The 20,421-nt window shown below is 40.3% G+C and carries 17 protein-coding genes; 15 read left to right on the plus strand and 2 right to left on the minus strand.

What is annotated here, in order from left to right; genetic code table 11:
- Positions 1–674 precede the first annotated feature (674 nt).
- The 9 genes from K333_RS0110060 to guaA all read left to right on the plus strand — a co-directional run bounded on the left by K333_RS0110060 (position 675) and on the right by guaA (position 10,792).
- Positions 675–1,484 (plus strand): purine-nucleoside phosphorylase, encoded by an 810-nt coding sequence (locus tag K333_RS0110060; protein ID WP_027452659.1) that lies wholly within the window; start codon positions 675–677, stop codon positions 1,482–1,484.
- Positions 1,485–1,488: 4 nt separating this feature from the next.
- Positions 1,489–2,595, plus strand: a complete 1,107-nt coding sequence (gene thiL, locus K333_RS0110065; protein WP_024989995.1) for a thiamine-phosphate kinase — start codon at positions 1,489–1,491, stop codon at positions 2,593–2,595.
- Positions 2,596–2,743: 148 nt separating this feature from the next.
- Positions 2,744–4,156, plus strand: coding sequence for a threonine/serine exporter family protein (locus K333_RS0110070; protein WP_036889192.1), 1,413 nt, complete (start codon positions 2,744–2,746; stop codon positions 4,154–4,156).
- Positions 4,157–4,323: 167 nt separating this feature from the next.
- Entirely contained in the window at positions 4,324–4,596 is a 273-nt protein-coding gene (locus K333_RS0110075; RefSeq protein WP_024989994.1) for a co-chaperone GroES, read from the plus strand.
- Positions 4,597–4,644: 48 nt separating this feature from the next.
- Positions 4,645–6,267 carry a chaperonin GroEL gene (groL, locus tag K333_RS0110080; protein WP_024989993.1) on the plus strand — a complete coding sequence of 541 codons (1,623 nt, stop codon included), beginning with the start codon at positions 4,645–4,647 and terminating at the stop codon, positions 6,265–6,267.
- A gap of 347 nt (positions 6,268–6,614) precedes the next feature.
- Positions 6,615–6,827, plus strand: a complete 213-nt coding sequence (locus tag K333_RS0110085) for a hypothetical protein (RefSeq protein WP_024989992.1) — start codon at positions 6,615–6,617, stop codon at positions 6,825–6,827.
- Positions 6,828–6,840: 13 nt separating this feature from the next.
- On the plus strand, positions 6,841–8,403 hold the full coding sequence (locus K333_RS0110090; RefSeq protein WP_024989991.1) for a RapZ C-terminal domain-containing protein: 1,563 nt from the start codon (positions 6,841–6,843) through the stop codon (positions 8,401–8,403).
- A 39-nt stretch (positions 8,404–8,442) separates the two neighbouring features.
- Positions 8,443–9,219, plus strand: a complete 777-nt coding sequence (locus K333_RS0110095; RefSeq protein WP_024989990.1) for a nucleotidyltransferase family protein — start codon at positions 8,443–8,445, stop codon at positions 9,217–9,219.
- 28 nt (positions 9,220–9,247) lie between these two features.
- A complete protein-coding gene (gene guaA / locus K333_RS0110100; RefSeq protein WP_024989989.1) occupies positions 9,248–10,792 on the plus strand; it encodes a glutamine-hydrolyzing GMP synthase in 1,545 nt (514 codons plus the stop codon).
- 103 nt (positions 10,793–10,895) lie between these two features.
- On the opposite strand, the gene mscL is transcribed toward guaA, so the two are convergent.
- Positions 10,896–11,324 (minus strand): large-conductance mechanosensitive channel protein MscL, encoded by a 429-nt coding sequence (gene mscL, locus K333_RS0110105; RefSeq protein WP_024989988.1) that lies wholly within the window; start codon positions 11,322–11,324, stop codon positions 10,896–10,898.
- 297 nt (positions 11,325–11,621) lie between these two features.
- Between mscL and gap the strand changes: the two genes are divergently transcribed.
- The 3 genes from gap (at position 11,622) to K333_RS0110120 (ending at position 14,663) form a co-directional block, all read left to right on the plus strand.
- Complete coding sequence (gap, locus tag K333_RS0110110; RefSeq protein ID WP_024989987.1) at positions 11,622–12,650, plus strand: type I glyceraldehyde-3-phosphate dehydrogenase; 1,029 nt, start codon at positions 11,622–11,624, stop codon at positions 12,648–12,650.
- Positions 12,651–12,796: 146 nt separating this feature from the next.
- On the plus strand, positions 12,797–13,750 hold the full coding sequence (miaA, locus tag K333_RS0110115) for a tRNA (adenosine(37)-N6)-dimethylallyltransferase MiaA (protein ID WP_024989986.1): 954 nt from the start codon (positions 12,797–12,799) through the stop codon (positions 13,748–13,750).
- Positions 13,734–14,663 carry a diacylglycerol/lipid kinase family protein gene (locus tag K333_RS0110120; protein ID WP_024989985.1) on the plus strand — a complete coding sequence of 310 codons (930 nt, stop codon included), beginning with the start codon at positions 13,734–13,736 and terminating at the stop codon, positions 14,661–14,663. Before miaA ends, K333_RS0110120 begins: the two co-directional genes overlap by 17 nt.
- A 31-nt stretch (positions 14,664–14,694) precedes the next feature.
- On the opposite strand, the gene K333_RS0110125 is transcribed toward K333_RS0110120, so the two are convergent.
- Entirely contained in the window at positions 14,695–15,396 is a 702-nt protein-coding gene (locus K333_RS0110125) for a Crp/Fnr family transcriptional regulator (RefSeq protein WP_024989984.1), read from the minus strand.
- A gap of 295 nt (positions 15,397–15,691) precedes the next feature.
- Here K333_RS0110125 and K333_RS0110130 point away from each other — a divergent pair, with 295 nt between their 5' ends.
- Genes K333_RS0110130 through K333_RS12465 form a run of 3 tightly spaced genes read left to right on the plus strand, consistent with a single transcriptional unit; the run spans position 15,692 to position 20,353 of the window.
- Positions 15,692–17,635 (plus strand): glycogen debranching enzyme N-terminal domain-containing protein, encoded by a 1,944-nt coding sequence (locus K333_RS0110130; protein WP_027452661.1) that lies wholly within the window; start codon positions 15,692–15,694, stop codon positions 17,633–17,635.
- 15 nt (positions 17,636–17,650) lie between these two features.
- Positions 17,651–18,919: a glycosyltransferase family 4 protein gene (locus K333_RS0110135; RefSeq protein WP_024989983.1), complete on the plus strand. Its 1,269-nt coding sequence runs from the start codon at positions 17,651–17,653 to the stop codon at positions 18,917–18,919.
- Positions 18,920–18,973: 54 nt separating this feature from the next.
- Positions 18,974–20,353: a glycoside hydrolase family 57 protein gene (locus K333_RS12465; RefSeq protein ID WP_024989982.1), complete on the plus strand. Its 1,380-nt coding sequence runs from the start codon at positions 18,974–18,976 to the stop codon at positions 20,351–20,353.
- Positions 20,354–20,421: the final 68 nt, after the last annotated feature.

Here is a 20,421-nt window from a genome sequence, read left to right on the forward strand (position 1 = left end):
ACGATATCTCATTAGAATGAATAACAATATAAAGGTAGCTTGAAATAAAGTATCTTTCCCTTCTCGACATATGCGAAGTTTAATGAACCTTTAATTGTTAAATTTTCAATTGAAGAAGGCGCTCATAATTCGCGGATTCAGAATTGATGACGGGGTAATTATGAATATTAAAAATATGAGCAATATGTAACTGTTTGATTATCAGGTTGTTAATTTTAACAACCTGATATAATCTCAGAATATACAGGAAATATAAGCTTATACAGTTAACTACGTAAGCCGATGAAGTTAACTTCATTCGAAAATTCAACTTGTTGAGGGATGTTTCTTATACTTTTAAGAGCTTTAGAGTCTCCCGGTATGTTCTAGATGAAACCAAATTTGGTACACTTTTTGTTTTAACATTTTCGTGAGCAAAGTTTAAACTTTATAAAAATATTCCCATCGGTATGCTTTCGGGATCCGTTCGGGAAAATACATTTATTTGTTGAATTTATGATAATGATGTTATTAACATTTTTTTGAATACCTTTTTAGTTATATTAAAATAAAAACAATACTTTTGCCAATAACATTGATGACTGGCACAATTTGGATTACTGAATTGTTACTCCATGGCAATCAAAACAACATAAATAATAATGAATCATACTAATATTAAATAGCTGAATACTATGTACGAAAGAATTCTAGAAACAGCATCTTGGCTTAAAGAAAGAATGACAACAAAGCCGGAAACAGCAATTATCCTGGGTACAGGTCTCGGACAATTGGCCTCAGAGATAACAGATAGTTATGAATTCTCATACCAAGATATACCAAATTTCCCAGTGTCTACCGTAGAAGGACATGCCGGAAAACTGATTTTCGGTAAGTTGGGTGGAAAAGATATTATGGCAATGGAAGGTAGATTCCATTACTATGAGGGCTATAATATGAAAGAGGTGACATTCCCAGAGCGTGTCATGTACGAACTCGGCATAAAAACTCTCTTCGTAAGTAATGCTTCTGGTGGTATGAATCCTCAGTTTCATATCGGTGACTTGATGATCATTGATGACCATATCAACTTCTTCCCGGAGCATCCTTTGCGTGGTAAGAATTTCCCTACAGGACCGAGATTCCCTGATATGCACGAAGCGTATGATAAAGGACTGCGTGATTTGGCTGATCAGATAGCTGAAGAAAAAGGTATTAAGGTTCAGCATGGCGTCTATGTCGGTGTACAGGGACCTACATTTGAAACTCCGGCAGAGTATATAATGTACAGAACTTTTGGTGGTGATGCCGTTGGTATGAGTACTGTCCCTGAGGTTATCGTGGCTCGCCATTGCGGAATCAAAGTGTTTGGTATCTCTGTGATTACCGATCTTGGCGGATTTGATGTACCTGTAGAGGTAAGCCATGAAGAAGTGCAGGAAGCTGCCAATGCCGCACAACCACGTATGACAGAAATATTCAGAGAAATAATAAAGCGATCATAAATTCATGGAAATTAAGGAATTAGGTGAATTCGGACTTATCGACCGAATGACTAGTGATATTGAAATCAAAAATGAGTCAACACTGAAAGGTGTTGGCGATGATTGTGCGGTACTGCATTATCCTGATAAGGAGGTCTTGGTGACGAGTGATATGCTAATGGAAGGTGTACACTTTGATTTGACCTATATCGATATGCAGCACTTAGGTTATAAGTCGGCTATAGTGAATCTTTCGGATATTTTCGCTATGGGTGGAATACCTAAACAACTCATCGTGAATCTTGCTATCGGTAAGCGCTTCAAGGTAGAAGATATTGATAATTTCTATGCTGGTATGCGACTTGCTTGTAATAAGTGGAATGTTGACATCGTTGGTGGTGACACAACTTCTTCATATACAGGATTAGCTATCAGTATCACAGCTATTGGTGAGGCCAAGAAGGAAGATATCATCTATCGTAATGGTGCTCACGAGACCGATCTGATCTGTGTCACGGGTGATCTGGGCGCTGCTTATATGGGCTTGCAACTTCTGGAGCGTGAGAAACGCATTTATTATTCACAGATTGAAGATATGAATAAGAAAATCCGTGATGCTAAAGCTGCAGGAGATGAGAAACGTGTACAGGCTCTTCAGAAGGATGCCGAGAAACTAAAAGATTTCCAGCCAGACTTTGCAGGAAAGGAATATCTGTTGCAGAGACAGTTGCAGCCTGAAGCTCAGGGGAATATCATACAGAAACTCCGTGAGGCAGGAATACGTCCTACAGCGATGATGGATATCAGTGACGGATTGAGTAGTGAACTACACCATATCTGCAAACAAAGTAAATGTGGTTGCAGAATCTATGAGAATCAGTTGCCTATCGACTATCAGACAGCGGTGATGGCTGAAGAATTGAATATGAATGTTACTACTTGTGCATTGAACGGTGGTGATGATTATGAACTGCTGTTTACGGTTCCTATCGGTGATCATGCCAAGATTTCAGAGATGCAGGGAGTAAAGCAGATCGGGTATATTACCAAGGAAAGTCTGGGAATGATGCTGATCACTCGCGACAACCAAGAATTTGATTTGCCTGCGCAAGGTTGGAATCCATTGAAATAGAAATGTAGAAATATAAATCCGCATCTTTAAAGAATGCGGATTTTTTTTATTCATATTTTATCCGAGAAAAGGGCAATTACAACGAATAATTTTTGTACCTTTGCAGCGTTTTCAGATATATTGACTAAAAATTCGCTTACAAATAGTTATGAAAGAGGTAGTAGACCTTAACAATTCAGAGAGTATATTGAGACGTAAACTGGACTTGCTTTTACGCACAGGGCAGATCCTTATGGAGAGTTCGGCTGATACATCGCGTATCAAACGCAATATGGAGCGAACGGCAGCTTATCTGGGATTGCCAGATGCAAATCTCCATATCAAAATCGATTATAATATGCTCTATGTGAATCTGAGTGATGAAAATCATTCGTTCTCTAAAATGCAGCGTTGTGACAAGCATGGTATTAACTTCACGGCCATCTCTGCAGTTTCAAAGTTGACTTGGAAGGCTATCCAAGAAGATTATTCTTTGGACGATTTTGAAAGAGAATTGGAACATATAGAAACCACACCTCGTGTTTATAATGATTGGATGGTGGCTATCAGTGCCGGATTCGCCTGTGGCGGTTTCTGTATTCAGTTCGGTTGTGACTGGCCCGCATTCTTTTATGCGTCAATAGCGGCAATCTTAGGTAATCGTTTCCGTATGTTCTTGAACCATCATGGAAGTAATATCTATTTTAATATCGCTGTAGCCGCTTTCATTTCTACACTCTTGGCTTGGGCATCTGCCTATATCTCTACTCCTGCTGTGATGGCAGTGTTGCCAGAATGGTTGCGCCCAATATTATTCTCTGTGACACCTTGGCATCCATTGATGGCTTGTGCTCTATTTATCGTTCCAGGAGTGCCATTGATCAACTTTGTTAGTGATATGCTCGATAACCATATAGAAACGGGATTGGTGAGAGCTACTAATACCTTACTTATGGTTCTGGCTATGAGTTTTGGTATAGCCTTGGCTATCAAGGTCTGTGGTATCGATAACTTCGTGAAAGATCTGAGTATGATTCCACACCATACCTTTGGGGAATATGCTTTGGCAGCAGCGGTTTCGGCAATGGGATTTGCTACGATCTTTAATACGCCAAAGCGCTTGATGCCTTGGGTTGCTGTCGGTGGTATCATCGCAGTATGCTCTCGTAACTTTATAAACTTAGGTGCAAGTAATGGCAATGTAGGCCTGGACTTTGGACCTGTTGTAGGAACATTGTGCGGTAGTGCATTGATTTCTATTATTAATATTAAGGTGGTACACATGCTCCATACCCCTCATCAGGTAATTTCTATTCCAGCAGTAATTCCAATGGTTCCAGGAGTATTGATGTATCGTGCTCTGTATGGTGTCATTGAGATGCAAGGTGTTGTTGGAGAAGTTACCGCGTTCACTCATTTCGCAATTAATGGTAGTTTGCTGATTATCATGATTGCTGTTGGTGTAGATATCCCTAATATATTCTTTAGAAAATGGATAGCACCACATCGTAAACAAAAGTTGAAGCAGATGATAGAAGAACGTAAAGCAAGAGGTAAGTTTATTGATTTGGAAGAAATCTAATAAAAACAGCCTTTGAAGATTTAAATATATACTGCCATATTTGTCACATCATGACAAATATGGCAGTTCTTTTGTCAGCGTATGGTATTTGGCACAGTTTTCGTTATTACAATAATGGATATATAATCCAAATAACATTTCGTCTAAACAAATAAAATATAAGTATTATGACAATTAAACCATTAGCAGACAGAGTGCTGGTACAGCCAGCAGCAGCTGAAGAAAAAGTAGGTGGAATCATTATTCCTGATACAGCTAAGGAAAAACCACAGCGTGGTAAAGTTGTAGCAGTTGGTCAGGGCACAAAGGATGACGCAATGATTTTGAAAGCAGGCGACGAAGTCCTTTATGGTAAATATGCAGGTACTGAAATTGAAAACAACGGTGAGAAGTTTCTGATGATGCGTCAGAGTGATGTTCTCGCAGTCGTTGAAGATTAATTTTATTCCAATTTGTTAATAATATAAGAATTCATTAGAAATACAATTATGGCTAAAGATATTAAATATGATGTAGATGCTCGCGACCTCATGAAGAGAGGCGTTGATCAGTTGGCTAACGCAGTAAAGGTGACACTTGGTCCTAAGGGTCGTAATGTCGTTATCGAGAAGAAGTTCGGTGCTCCTCAGATCACAAAGGACGGTGTAACTGTTGCTAAGGAAGTTGAACTTGAGGATAAGTTCGAGAATACTGGCGCACAGTTGGTAAAGAGTGTTGCAAGTAAGACTGGTGACGACGCTGGTGATGGTACAACAACAGCTACTATCCTTACTCAGGCTATCGTAACAGAAGGTCTGAAGAACGTAACAGCAGGTGCAAATCCAATGGATTTGAAGCGTGGTATCGATAAGGCTGTTAGTGCTGTAGTAGACTATATCAAGAACAATGCTGAGCAAGTTGGCGACAACTATGATAAGATAGAGCAGGTTGCTACAGTTTCTGCAAACAATGATCCAGAAATTGGTAAATTGTTGGCTGATGCAATGCGCAAGGTTTCTAAGGATGGTGTAATTACTATCGAGGAGAGCAAGAGCCGCGATACACATATTGATGTCGTAGAGGGTATGCAGTTCGATCGTGGCTACTTGTCTGGCTATTTCGTAACAGATGCAGAGAAGATGGAGTGCGTTATGGACAATCCATACATCTTGCTTTACGATAAGAAGATCAGCAACCTGAAAGAATTCTTGCCAATCCTACAACCTGCAGCAGAAAGTGGCCGCCCATTGATGGTTATCGCTGAGGATGTAGATTCTGAGGCTCTTACCACATTGGTAGTTAACCGTCTGCGTGGTGGTTTGAAGATCTGTGCAGTAAAGGCTCCTGGTTTCGGCGATCGTCGTAAGGCAATGCTCGAAGATATCGCTGTATTGACAGGTGGTGTCGTTATCAGTGAGGAGAAAGGTTTGAAGTTGGAGCAGGCTACACTTGAGATGTTAGGATCTGCAGAGAAAGTAACTGTAAGCAAGGATAATACAACTATCGTAAACGGTGCTGGTGAGAAAGCTAATATCGCTGACCGTGTTGCTCAGATTAAGAATGAGATCGCAAATACAACAAGTTCTTACGATAAAGAGAAACTTCAGGAGCGTCTTGCAAAACTTTCTGGTGGTGTTGCAGTACTTTATGTTGGTGCAAACTCAGAAGTTGAGATGAAGGAGAAGAAGGACCGTGTAGATGATGCACTTTGTGCAACACGTGCAGCTATCGAGGAAGGTGTTGTTGTAGGTGGCGGTACCACTTATATCCGCGCACTCGCAGGTTTGAAAGACTTGAAGGGTGATAATGCTGATGAGCAGACTGGTATCGAGATCGTTAAACGTGCAATTACAGCTCCTCTTCGTCAGATTGTTTCTAATGCAGGTGGCGAGGGTAGTGTCGTTGTAAATAAAGTAGCAGAAGGCGAGGGTGATTACGGTTACAATGCTCGTAAGGAAATCTATGAGGACCTTCGCAAGGCTGGTATCGTAGACCCTGCTAAGGTTGAGCGTGTAGCATTGGAAAATGCAGCCTCTGTAGCTGGTATGATTTTGACTACAGAATGTGTCATGATAAACAAACCAGAAGCAGCTCCTGCAGTTCCTGCAGCACCAGCTCCAGGTATGATGTAATTCATGAAAATGAAATAGAATTACGTTTGTAATCAATTAATAATGAAGAAGGATGGATCTTATGGGTCCATCCTTTTTTGTTGAAAAATACATGCCAAAATGTAAAATTTAGATAAAATGTTTTGAAGTTATTTTGAAAATATATATATTTGCAAAAGGACATAAGAAAAGTATCAGTTTAAAACTGAGAAAGATATTTTTTTGATTTGTTTTAGTAGATTAGTTTTTAAGTAGTTTGTTTTTGAAAATCGGTTGTCGAGATGACACCCGATTTTTTGTTTTTACGGATAATATTGTATTTTTCTAAAAATTTTCTTTTCTCCAAATATTTTAGTAACTTTGTCGGCATGAAACAGAAATTGAATATCGACTGGATAAAGGCATTGATCTTTTTTATTGTATGTGGTGGTCTATATTATATTATGGATCATTTATTACATCTTGCGCATCCTTCTCTAATGACATTGGGTGTTTTACTACTTTTGTTTGTTGGTGATCATTTTGCCGCAGAAATAGATTATCGTCGTAGTCTTAAGAAGCGTAAGGAAGATAAAGAATAAAAAAACTGAATCTGTGAAAAAACTTATAGATCTATATACTGATTGGGCAGGAGAGACTCCTGCTCATGTGGAGAAATTGGCAGGACAAGGTAGCAACCGCGAATATTATAGAATGACGGATAATAATGGTCATGCTGTAATCGGCGTTATCGGTACATCTCGTGATGAAGATCATGCTTTCGTCTATTTGGATAAACACTTTCTGAAGCGTCAGTTGCCAGTGCCACAGGTGTTGGCTGTTAGTGAAGATGAACTTCGCTATATTCAGACCGATCTGGGAAATATGTCATTGTTTGATGCTATAAAAGGCGGTCGTGATGCTGGTGGTCGATATAATCAAGCCGAGAAAGCACTGTTGGTGAAGACAATTCGTGAATTGCCGAACTTGCAGATTCGTGGAGCACGCGAATTGGATTGGAGTAATTGTTATCCACAACCGGAATTCGATATTAATAGTGTGCTCTTCGATTTGAATTATTTCAAATACTGTTTCTTGAAGCCGACTGAGTTAGACTTTCATGAGTTGAAACTCGAAGCTAACTTTAGACTCTTTGCAAAGGATCTGACTTCAGAAGCTATGGATTCATTCCTATATCGTGATTTTCAAGCTCGTAACATTATGCTAGATGCTAAAGGAAATCCATACTTCATTGATTTCCAGGGCGGCAGAAAAGGTCCGTTCTATTACGATCTTGCTTCATTCTTGTGGCAGGCTTCTGCACATTATTCCTTTAAGTTGCGCCGTGAGTTGATATGGGAATACTATGATTCCTTGAAGAATTATACAGAGGTGCCTTCAGTTAGACATTTTGCTCGTCGCCTAGCGTTGTTTGTACTCTTCAGAACCCTTCAGGTACTTGGTGCCTATGGATTCCGTGGATATTTTGAGCGTAAGAAGCATTTTATCGACTCTATACCGCCAGCTATACAGAACTTACGAGATATCTTGGATCTTGATCCGAAGATATTCCCATATCCATATATGATGGATATGCTTCGTAGATTGACAGAATTGCCACAATTCGCAAAAATCGAAGAGACAGCACGTAATCGTGCTGATGGATATAAAATAGCAGAGAAAGATATCTATACTGCGCATCCGCAAGATGGTCCAGCTACTTTCTCTAAATATGATGGTAAAGGTCCTTTGGTTGTACATGTGTATAGTTTCTCGTATCGAAAAGGTATTCCTGAAGACCCATCAGGAAATGGAGGGGGGTATGTCTTTGACTGTCGTAGCACGCATAATCCTGGTAGATACGAACCTTATAAGAAAATTACAGGTCTTGACGAACCTGTTATCCGATTCCTTGAAGATGATGGCGAGATCTTGGATTTCCTCAAACCTGTATATCAACTTGCCGATCATCATGTGCGTCGATATATGCAGAGAGGATTTACGAGTTTGATGTTCTGCTTCGGATGTACAGGAGGACAGCACCGTTCTGTATATAGTGCTCAGCATTTGGCAGAACATATTCATGACAAATTCGGTATAGAGGTAGAGATCACACATCGTGAGCAGGGAATACATACCGTATTGCCTGCAAAAAAGGCGAAGGAAAATGCAGGATGATTTGGTAGGGTCGAAAAAAATGATTACCTTTGCAGCACGATGAAACAGGCTATGATATTTGCAGCCGGGTTGGGTACCCGATTAAAGCCACTTACCGACCACATGCCGAAGGCATTGGTAAGTGTAGGGGGAGAACCGCTGCTCAAAAGGGTAATCTTTCGATTGAAAGATGCTGGCATCGAGAGAATCGTTATCAATGTACATCATTTTTCAGAAATGATTCTTGATTATCTTAAGGAAAATCATAATTTTGATATGGATATCCGAATCAGTGATGAGAGCAGTATGCTTCTCGAAACTGGTGGTGGCATCAAAAAGGCTGCTCCTCTGTTTGACAAGGAACAGCCTGTTTTAATTCATAACTGTGACATATTAAGTAATGTGGACTTAGCTCAATTCTATGACTTCCATGGAACGGCTGCAGCAACACTGCTCGTCAGTGAACGGAAAACTAAACGCTATTTAGTCTTTGACAAAGATATGAAGCTTGTTGGTTGGACCAATATCGAGACTGGAGATGTGAAAAGTCCATATACTGAGGTGAAAGAAGAACTTGCCAAGGGAGTAGAAATGGTAGGCGCTCATCTTTCGACACCTAATTATCAACTATATGCCTTTTCGGGTATACATTCTTTCTCGCCGAAACTCTTTCCGTTGATGGAGAGCTATCCTAAAAAATTCCCAATCATGGATTTCTATTTGCAAAACTGTGGTAAAGTAGAAATCAAAGGATATTTGAAAAAGGATTTGAAGTTGATGGATGTGGGTAAGCAAGAAACACTTGCAGAGGCAGAAAAATTCTTATCAGAACTATAATATAACACCTAAATTATAAAAAAGACAAATGCAACAGAAGATTATTATCCTCGATTTCGGATCACAGACGACACAGTTGATAGGTCGTCGTGTGAGAGAGCTTGACACCTTCTGCGAGATTTTGCCTTATAACAAATTTCCTCAGAACGACCCTTCTATTATTGGTGTCATCCTGAGCGGAAGTCCTTATTCAGTACATGATAAGGAGGCTTTCAAGGTAGACTTGAGCCAGTTTGTGGGCAAATATCCTGTTCTCGGCATCTGCTATGGTGCCCAGTTTATATCTTACGCTAATGGCGGAAAGGTAGAGCAGACAGGAACTCGTGAGTATGGACGCGCTAACTTGCAACAGTTTGATGTCGAGAATCCTCTTTTCAAAGGATTTGAACCCAATTCTCAGGTTTGGATGAGTCATGGAGATACTATTACTGCTATTCCTGAGGACTGCCGCGTTATTGCTTCTACTGCCGATGTGAAATTTGCTGCTTATGCCAGCACAAAGAATCCATTGTGGGCAGTACAGTTCCATCCTGAAGTATTCCATACATCAGATGGTAAGAAGTTGCTTAAGAATTTTGTCGTAGATATCTGTGGAAGTCGTCAGGAATGGAGCCCTGCATCGTTCGTGGAATCTACTGTGAAGGAAATTCGTGAACAGGTAGGTAACGATCGTGTAATCCTTGGATTGTCAGGTGGCGTAGACTCTTCTGTATGTGCAACCCTTTTGAATAAAGCTATTGGAAAGAACCTTACCTGTATCTTCGTAGATCATGGTATGCTTCGCAAGAATGAGTTCAATAAAGTGATGGAAGCATACAAGGGACTTGGCTTGAATGTTATTGGCGTTGATGCCAGTGAAAAATTCTTTAAGGACCTAGAAGGAGTTACCGATCCAGAAAAGAAACGTAAGATTATCGGTCGCGATTTCGTAGAAGTTTTCAATGCTGAGGCCAAAAAGATTACCGATGCCAAATGGTTAGCTCAGGGTACGATCTATCCAGACCGTATCGAGAGTTTGAGTATTACAGGTATGGTTATAAAGAGCCATCATAATGTAGGAGGCCTTCCAAAAGATATGCATCTCCAACTCTGTGAGCCATTGAAGTGGTTGTTCAAGGATGAAGTGCGTCGTGTCGGTTATCAGTTGGAAATGCCAGAACGACTGATCAAGCGCCATCCATTCCCAGGTCCAGGTCTTGCCGTAAGAATATTGGGGGACATTACTCGTGAGAAAGTTCGTATCCTTCAGGATGCCGATGACATCTATATTGAGGAGATGCACAATTACACAATGCCTGATGGTACATCTCTATACGATCACATCTGGCAAGCCGGAACAGTGTTGTTGTCAACAATTCGTTCTGTCGGAGTAATGGGCGACGAGCGTACCTATGAACATCCTGTAGCTTTGCGTGCAGTGACCAGTACAGACGCCATGACTGCCGACTGGGCACATCTTCCTTATGATTTTATGGCTAAGGTAAGTAATGAAATCATCAATAAGGTGAAAGGCGTTAATCGCGTTTGCTATGATATCTCTTCAAAACCACCTTCGACAATCGAGTGGGAATAAAAAATAAAGAAACTGGAACATTCTTGTTCCAGTTTCTCTTTTTTAATGCAGTTAACGATATCTTTTTACGTCGTTATTACGTAAAATAACGTAGCGCAATACATTATTTGTTCTGTTCTTTTAGTAGATCACGAATCTCAGTAAGTAACTTCTCTTCTTTAGAAGGCTCTGGAGGAGTAGGCGTAGCAGGTTTCTCTGCCTTTTTGCGAGCAATCTTATTGATACCTTTGATGAGCATGAAAACACAAAAGGCAACAATGAAGAAATCGAAAAGGCACTGGATAAAGTTTCCGTAATTGATGGTAGCCTCCTGGATTTTCAACCCATCAGTGATTTGCTCCGCAGGCAATGTTAATTTTAGGTCTGTGAAGTTGACACCACCAATCAACCATCCGATAGGAGGCATGATGATGTCATCAACGATAGAAGTAACGATCTTTCCGAAGGCAGCACCGATGATGACACCGACAGCCATATCGACGGCATTTCCCTTAACAGCGAATTCTTTAAACTCTTGAATTAATTTTCCCATAATTTTTAGATTTAGAATATGTTTAAAATACATTTTGCTATATCGACTTGTCAGTCTTTATACAATCACTGTGAATGAAGCGCTATAGAGTGCCTAAAGGTAGATTTTTAAATAATTTAATACACCTTTTGGATGCAAATATAGAAATATTTTTGTATCTTTGCGCTTGAAAAAACGAAAATGTGCTGATATAGCGTTATCTTTAGAATGTTTTGACATATTTTTAGAAAGGCGCAGAAGGCAGAAAGATTAAAGACTAGGTAATTATTTAACCCTTTAAATAAAAATTTTAGAAAAATGGTAAATGTAGCTATTAACGGTTTCGGCCGTATTGGTCGTCTGGCTTTCCGTCAGATGTTTGAAGCTGAAGGTTATGAGGTTGTTGCTATCAACGACTTGACAAGCCCTAAGATGTTGGCTCACCTTTTGAAGTACGATACTGCTCAGGGTGGTTTCGCTGGTAAGTACGGTGAGGGTAAGCACACTGTAGAGGCAACAGAGAATTCTATCATCGTTGATGGTAAGGAGATTAAGATCTCTGCAGAGAAGGACGCTGCTAACTGCCCATGGGCTGCTAACAAGGTAGACGTTGTTCTTGAGTGCACAGGTTTCTATACATCTAAGGAGAAGGCTTCAGCTCACCTTAAGGCTGGTGCTAAGAAGGTAGTTATCTCTGCTCCTGCAGGTAACGATCTTCCTACAATCGTTTACAACACAAACCACAAGACTTTGACAGCTGACGATAAGATCATCTCTGCTGCTTCTTGTACAACAAACTGCTTGGCTCCTATGGCTGCAGCTTTGAACGCATATGCTCCTATCGAGAGCGGTATCATGTCTACAATCCACGCTTATACAGGTGACCAGATGATTCTTGACGGTCCTCAGCGTAAGGGTGACCTCCGTCGTTCACGTGCAGGTGCTTGCAACATCGTTCCTAACACAACAGGTGCTGCTAAGGCTATCGGTCTTGTAATTCCTGAGTTGAACGGTAAGTTGATCGGTTCTGCACAGCGCGTTCCAACTCCAACAGGTTCTACTACTATCCTTATCGCTGTTGTTAAGGGCAAGGACGTAACTGTTGAGGGTATCAACGCTGCAATGAAGGCTGCTCAGACTGAGAGCTTCGGTTACAACGAGGATCTTATCGTTTCTTCTGATATCGTTGGTATGCGTTTCGGTTCACTCTTCGACGCTACTCAGACTATGGTATCTAAGATCGATGATGATACATACCAGGTTCAGGTTGTTTCTTGGTACGACAATGAGAACTCTTATACTTCTCAGATGGTTCGTACTATCAAGTACTTCGCTGAGTTGGCTTAATAGAATTTACTTATCCAAGTATAATTCAGCCGCACGGTTTTTCCGTGCGGCTTTTTTTATTATCATGTAAAGTAAGCTTACTATCTTTTTCACCCTTTTCTTGCAAAAGTGGTATTTTTTGATTATTTTTGTGGTCGATGAATAAAATGATTACGATATTAGGACCTACTGCCTCTGGCAAAACAGATTTGGCTGCCCATCTTGCAGCAAGGATTCATGCTGAAATCATCAGTGCCGATTCTCGTCAAGTATATCGTGGGATGGATATTGGTACAGGCAAAGATCTTGCTGATTATACAGTGGAAGGTGAGCAGATACCTTATCATCTGATAGATATCTGTGAGCCAGGTACCAAGTACAATCTCTTTCAATATCAGAAAGATTTCCTGAAAGCATATGAAGATATTGTTGATAGGGGAGTGATGCCAATTCTTTGTGGGGGTACAGGACTATATATTGAATCAGTTCTTGGGGGATATCATCTATCACCAGTTCCTCAGAATCAAGCATTACGTGATAGCCTTGCAGAGAAAACACTCGAAGAACTTACCGAAATGCTTCGACAACTTAAGTCAAAGACTGGTAGCAATATGCACAATAAGACAGATGTGGACAGTTGCCAGCGAGCTATACGTGCAATAGAGATAGAAACCTATAATCTCGAGCATCCTACTCCCGAAAGAGAATTCCCTAAGATAGATAGTCTCATCATCGGTGTTGATATCGAGCGTGATGCACGTAGAGCAAAGATATCAGAGCGATTGAAAAAGCGACTGGATGGAGGAATGGTAGATGAAATCAAAGGACTACTCGATAGAGGAATACCTGCAGATAATCTGATCTATTATGGATTGGAATATAAATATGTGACGGAGTATATCATTGGCAAAACCACCTATAAAGAAATGTACCGTAAATTGGAAATAGCGATCCACCAGTTTGCCAAGCGACAAATGACCTGGTTTAGAGGAATGGAGAGAAGAGGATACAAGATACATTGGATAGATGCTCTTCTGCCAATGGAAACTAAAGTTGATGAGATCATGAAACTCATAGAAAATCAGAATAATACATGTTTAGACTATGATAAACGAGAATAAATGGGGCATCTTGTATTGTCCGAAGAATGGTTTTGGAAGTAGGAAATACTGGGAGAAAATCCAGAAGTGTCTGTGTGAATTTGAAATAGACTTCGACTTTGTACAGAGCGAAAACTCGGGAAGCGTAGAGCGACTCGTAAACATGTTAATCAGCAATGGATACAAAACCATTGTTATTGTTGGTGGTGACTCGGCTTTAAATGATGCGGTGAACTGTCTGATGAATGTGGAGAAAGATTTACGAGATCAGATAACACTTGGTGTGATACCTCATGGTATCATGAATGATTTTTCTCATTTCTGGGGATTTGAAGAAGATGATTTTGTCAAGACGATAGGTTGGCTTAAGAAACATCGTGTTCGGAAAATCGACTTAGGATGTATCCGTTATACGAATAAACACGGTGATCGTTGTCATCGTTATTTTCTGAATTGTATCAATATAGGTTTGATAGCCTCTATTATGAACCTTCGTCGTAAGACCCGTCATTTCTTTGGTTCCCGTACAATATCTTTCCTGATTTCATTCTTTTTGATGATCTTCCAGAGAATGGATTATAAGATGAAGCTGAAAATCAATAGTGAGAATATAGAGCGTAAGGTGATGACACTTTGCATTGGCAATTCTACAGGTTACGGTCAGACCCCTAATGCAGTTCCTTATAACGGCATGCTAGATATATCACTTGTTAAGAATACTCAGATAACCCAGTTGTTTGAAGGATTCTATCTTTTTGTGAAAGGAAAGATACTAAACCATCGTAGTGTATTGCCTTATCGCACCCAAGAGGTAGAAATAGAAAATATAGACCATGCCCTTGTTGGAATAGATGGACGTTTGATGAAGACACCAGTAGGAAAGTTCCGAGTAAATGTAGAACAGGAAGTATTAAACTTCTTGATTCCAGAATAAAAAAATAACGATCGGATGGGGGGAATAACCTTTATCCGATATTTGAAATTCTACGTAATTCCTCGTCATTGATGATTTTAATTTTTCTACCATCAATGGCGATTATTTTTTCATTAGCAAAAGCAGATAAAGTTCTGATAGCATTACTTGTGGTCATATTTGATAGGCTTGCCATATCTTCTCTGCTCAAGTATATGCTTAGCGTATAACCATCTTCTTCTATACCATAGCTATCTTTCAAGAAAAGTAATGCTTCTGCCAGTCGACCGCGGATATGTTTTTGAGTAAGATTTACCGTACGATCATCAGAAATACCCAACTCACGCGATAGCATATAAATAAAATACTTGTTAATCATGAAATTCTGAGACATTAACTGCACAAGTATTTCAATAGGGAAGGACGCTATATAGCAAACCTCAAAGGCCGTAGCAGCCGTTTTATATTTTTCCTGAGCAAAGAAAGCTCGGTAGCCGAAGAACTGGCCGTCACGTATGACGCGTACAATTTGGTTACGTCCAATGCCATCTTTGAAGATTTTCACTTTACCATGAATCAAATATAAAGCAAGGTTTGGTGATTCGAAATCCCGATAGATATAATCATTTTTCTTATATCTGCGAATCGTAATATTGCGCAAAAGAAGATTGTATTGTTCATCAGTAAGATCTCCCCACTGCTGTACAATTTGCTGTGCGATTTGATTTTTAGTGTAATCTAATTTTGCTGCCATATCCTAAATTCTATCCTTAACCTTATATTGAGTTCTTATTGCTAGAATGATATTTCATCATCCTCTACACTTGCAAAATTACATATTTTTGTTGAAATCGACATTTTTTTTGGCGAATTTTATATTATAAAATAAAAAAAATAAAATTTTCGCATAAATGTATTGACTTTCATTTTGTCGTGCAAGAAAAAATCCCTACCTTTGAAGTCATAAAACTAAGAATTGAGAAATCGCATTAAGAAATACAGAGACTCATTCTGAAATCGACAAAACATTTAAACCTTAATACACATCTATGAGTTATTTAAAATTCGAACATGCTCTGATGACCAATTTACAAGAGTCATTACCGAAAGAGTTGCTACGCACCAACCGTTCGGGAGCTTATTCGTGCTCTACGATTGTAGACTGTAACACGCGAAAATATCATGGTTTGCTCGTCGTTCCAGTTCCCGAACTTGATGATGATAATCATGTGCTTTTATCCTCGTTGGATTGTACAGTTGTTCAGCATGGCGCTGAGTTCAATCTGGGCTTGCATAAGTATCAGAGCAATCACTTTAGTCCTAACGGTCACAAATATATTCGAGAATTTGACTGTGACCGTGTTCCGACAACTTTATATCGTGTAGGAGGTGTAATCCTTAAAAAAGAAGTTGTCTTTCAGCATTACGAAGATCGAATACTGATTCGATATACCCTTGTTGATTGCCATTCTGCAACGACATTGAGGTTCCGTCCGTTCCTGGCTTTTAGAAGTGTGCGCCAATTTACGCATGAGAATGGAGCTGCCAGTCGCGATTATACTACCGTGGACAATGGCATCAAGACTTGTATGTATGCCGGTTATCCTGATCTATATATGCAGTTTTCCAAGAAAAACGAGTTCCATTTCGTGCCCGATTGGTATCGTGGCGTAGAATATCCGAAGGAGCAGGAGAGAGGATATGCTTCTAATGAAGATCTTTATGTTCCAGGATATTTTGAATTCCCTATCCGTAAGGGAGAGACTGTCGTGTTTGCAGCATCCATCAGTGAGATAGATACACGAAAACTGAAGACATTGTTTGATAAAGAAGTTGATGCCCGTACGCCCCGCAACAATTTCTTTCATTGTCTGATTAATGCAGCACACCAGTTTCATATTCATGAAAAGAACGATGATCGATATATTCTTGCAGGCTATCCATGGTTCAAGTGTCGCGCCCGTGACACCTTTATCTCCCTTCCAGGTCTCACCCTTTCTATCGAGGAAGATGATTACTTTGAATTAGTGATGAAGACGGCAGAGCGGGCTATCCGAGAGTTTATAGAAGGAAAGGAAAATACGACAAAGATTGCCGAGATGGATCAGCCTGACGTCTTGTTATGGGCTATTTGGGCCATGCAGCAGTATTCTCGTAAAAAAGGCAAAGAGTACACCTTGAAGAAATACGGTGAACTCATGAAGCGTATGATGCTTTTCATAGAGAATAACCAGCATCCTAATGTTCAAGTCAAAGATAATGGACTGCTCTGGATTGATGGAAAAGACAAAGCCATGACATGGATGAACTCCACGGTCAATGGCAAACCTGTAGTCCCTCGCACTGGATATGTTGTAGAAATCAATGCGTTATGGTATAATGCTCTGATGTATTGTGCCACATTAGCAGAAGAGGACAAAAATGAACAGGATGCAGAACATCTTCGCAATTTCGCAGATAAGGTAAAGCATAGTTTTGTCGACACTTTCTTGAATGAGTATGGTTATCTCTATGACTATGTCGGAGGAAATATGATGGATTGGAGTGTACGTCCGAATATGATTTTTGCTGCAGCATTTGATTACTCCCCACTAGATCAAAATCAGAAAAAGAAAGTGCTGGATATCTGTACACGCGAACTACTTACACCTAAAGGTTTGCGAAGCCTTTCTCCAAAGAGTGGTGGATATAATCCAGTATATGTTGGCCCACAGTTGCAACGCGATTACGCATATCATCAAGGTACCGCATGGCCATGGCTTGCAGGTTTTTATATGGAAGCCAGTTTAAAACTTTACAAGCGCACCCGTTTGAGCTTCATAGAGCGTATGATGGTAGGTTATGAGGACGAGATGAACAGCCACTGCCTTGGCACCATAAGTGAACTCTTTGATGGCAATCCACCGTTTACCGGTCGTGGTGCCATATCATTTGCCATGAACGTGGCCGAAATATTACGAGCACTTGAACTACTAGAGAAATATCAATATTAATAAGGAGGGGCCGAAATGAAAGTATTAATGTTTGGTTGGGAGTATCCTCCTCATGTATATGGTGGACTCGCCACAGCGAATTTTGGAATATCAGAAGGTCTCCATGCCCAGGGTGACATAGAGACGATACTCTGTTTGCCACATCCTTTTGGAGATGAAGATCATACCTTCGCCCATATTGTGGCTATGAACTGCGTGCCTATAGCATGGCGTGATGTTGATTACAATTACGTGCAGCAGCGCATTGGCAATGTCATGGATCCTAATCTCTACTATCGTCTGCGTGAACATATTTATGCCGATTTCAACTATATGCACGTAAACGATTTGGGATGTATGGAGTTTGCAGGAGGATATCCTTCTAACCTCAACGAAGAAATCAACAACTATAGCATTATCGCCGGTGTGGTTGCGCGCTCTTATGATTTTGATATCATCCATGCCCATGACTGGCTTACCTATCCCGCAGGTATCCATGCCAAGGAGGTCAGTGGCAAACCACTGTGTATCCATGTGCATGCAACAGATTATGATCGTAGTCGTGGCCATGTAAATCCTACAGTTTATGGTATTGAGAAAGATGGTATGGATCATGCCGATTGTATCATGTGTGTGAGTGAGCTTACCCGTCAGACCGTCATTAATCAATATCATCAGGATCCACGGAAGGTGTTTACCGTGCATAATGCCGTATATCCATTAAAACCAGAGATTGCAGCACTTCTTCGTCCTGACCATAAAGGCAAGGAGAAGATAGTTACCTTCCTAGGGCGTCTTACGATGCAGAAAGGTCCGGAATATTTTGTAGAAGCAGCCAATATGGTGCTGCATCGTACCCGACATGTGCGTTTTTGTATGGCCGGTTCTGGAGATATGATGGATGCGATGATACAGTTAGCGGCAGAGCGTGGTATTGCCGATCGCTTCCATTTCCCAGGATTTATGCGAGGTAACCAAGTGTATGAATGTCTGAAGGCCAGTGATGTATATGTCATGCCGTCAGTGAGCGAACCTTTCGGTATCTCTCCTCTTGAAGCTATGCAGTGTGGAACTCCTACCATCATCTCAAAACAGAGTGGATGTGCCGAGATTTTGAATAATTGTATCAAAGTAGATTACTGGGATATACATGCTCTTGCAGATGCTATCTATTCGATATGTCATAATGAGAGTCTGTTCAACTATCTTTCAGAAGAAGGAAAGAAAGAAGTCGACCAGATAACTTGGGAAAAGGTAGGAGCTTGGATACGTGAGCTCTACCTACGCACTCTACGGTGGAAATAAACACCCACGATGATATATCAATAAATTTAAATTATAAAGTTCAAAGATTAAAGTATGAAAACGATTTGTTTATATTTCGAGATACATCAAATAACCCATTTGAAGCGTTATCGCTTCTTCGATATTGGTACCGATCACTATTACTATGATGATTTTGAGAACGAACGTAGCATCAGTGATATTTCGGAGCGAAGTTATATGCCGGCCCTTAACACCATGCTTGATATGATTAAGCAGAATAAGGGGATGTTCAAGGTTGCTTTTTCGCTCTCAGGTGTAGGTATAGAGCAACTTGAACTGCATGCTCCTCAAGTGATCGATAAATTACAGGAACTTAATGAGACAGGTTGCGTAGAATTCCTTGCGGAGCCTTATTCTCATGGCTTATCTTCACTCGCCAATGAGGAAACCTTCCGAATGGATGTGAAGAAGCAGATGGAAAAGATCAAGGAGTATTTCGGTAAAGAACCAACAGTACTTCGCAACTCCTCACTGATCTATAGTGATGATATTGGCATGCAGGCCAGTGAAATGGGATTCAAGGGTATGCTCACAGAAGGTGCCAAGCATGTGCTGGGATGGAAATCTCCGCATTATGTATATCATTGTGCTCAGGCTCCAAAACTTAAGTTATTGCTGAGAGATGTCAATTTGAGTGATGATATTTCTCTTCGTTTCAATAACAGCGAATGGGAAGGCTATCCACTTTTTGCTGACACATATATCAATGAAATTGCGTCGCTGCCAGAAGAAGAACAGGTGATAAATATCTTTATGGAACTTACGGCTCTTGGTATTGCACAGCCTTTATCTAGTAACATACTGGAATTCCTGCGTGCGTTGCCAGCATGTGCTAAGGCTAAAGGTATTACTTTCTCAACCCCTTCAGAGATCTTTATGAAGATGAAGAGTGTCAGCGAACTTAACGTGCCTGATACACTCAGTTGGGTAGATGAAGAGCGTGATGTCTCCACTTGGCTTGGTAATCCGATGCAGCGCGAAGCCTTCAATAAGTTGTATAGTGTTGCCGATCGTGTACGTATAGCGAATGACCCACGTATCAATATGGATTGGGACTATTTGCAGGCTAGCAACAACTTCCGATTTATGACGACTAAACCGAGTAATGTAGGACTTGAACGCGGTATCTATAGTAGTGCTTTCGATGCATTCACGAATTATATGAATATCTTGGGTGACTTTATCACCCGTGTCAACAACCTATATTCCGATGACATCGATAATGATCAGTTGGAAAGTCTTCTTACGACGATCAAAAATCAGGGTGATGAAATCGAGATGAAGGATAAGGAGATAGCCCGATTACAGGCGAAGATCGAAAAAATGGAAGGCGAAGAGTCTGCAAAAGAGGAAGTTATAGAAAAGAAGAAAACATCTAAAGTTACAAAAGCTAAAAAGAAGGTGAAGAAATAAATTGTGCTCGTTTACAATGTTAAAAAAGTAAATAAAGATAAAAAATACTTGCAACATAATGAGTTAGC

Source organism: Segatella albensis DSM 11370 = JCM 12258 (genome assembly GCF_000426565.1).
GTDB lineage: Bacteria > Bacteroidota > Bacteroidia > Bacteroidales > Bacteroidaceae > Prevotella > Prevotella albensis.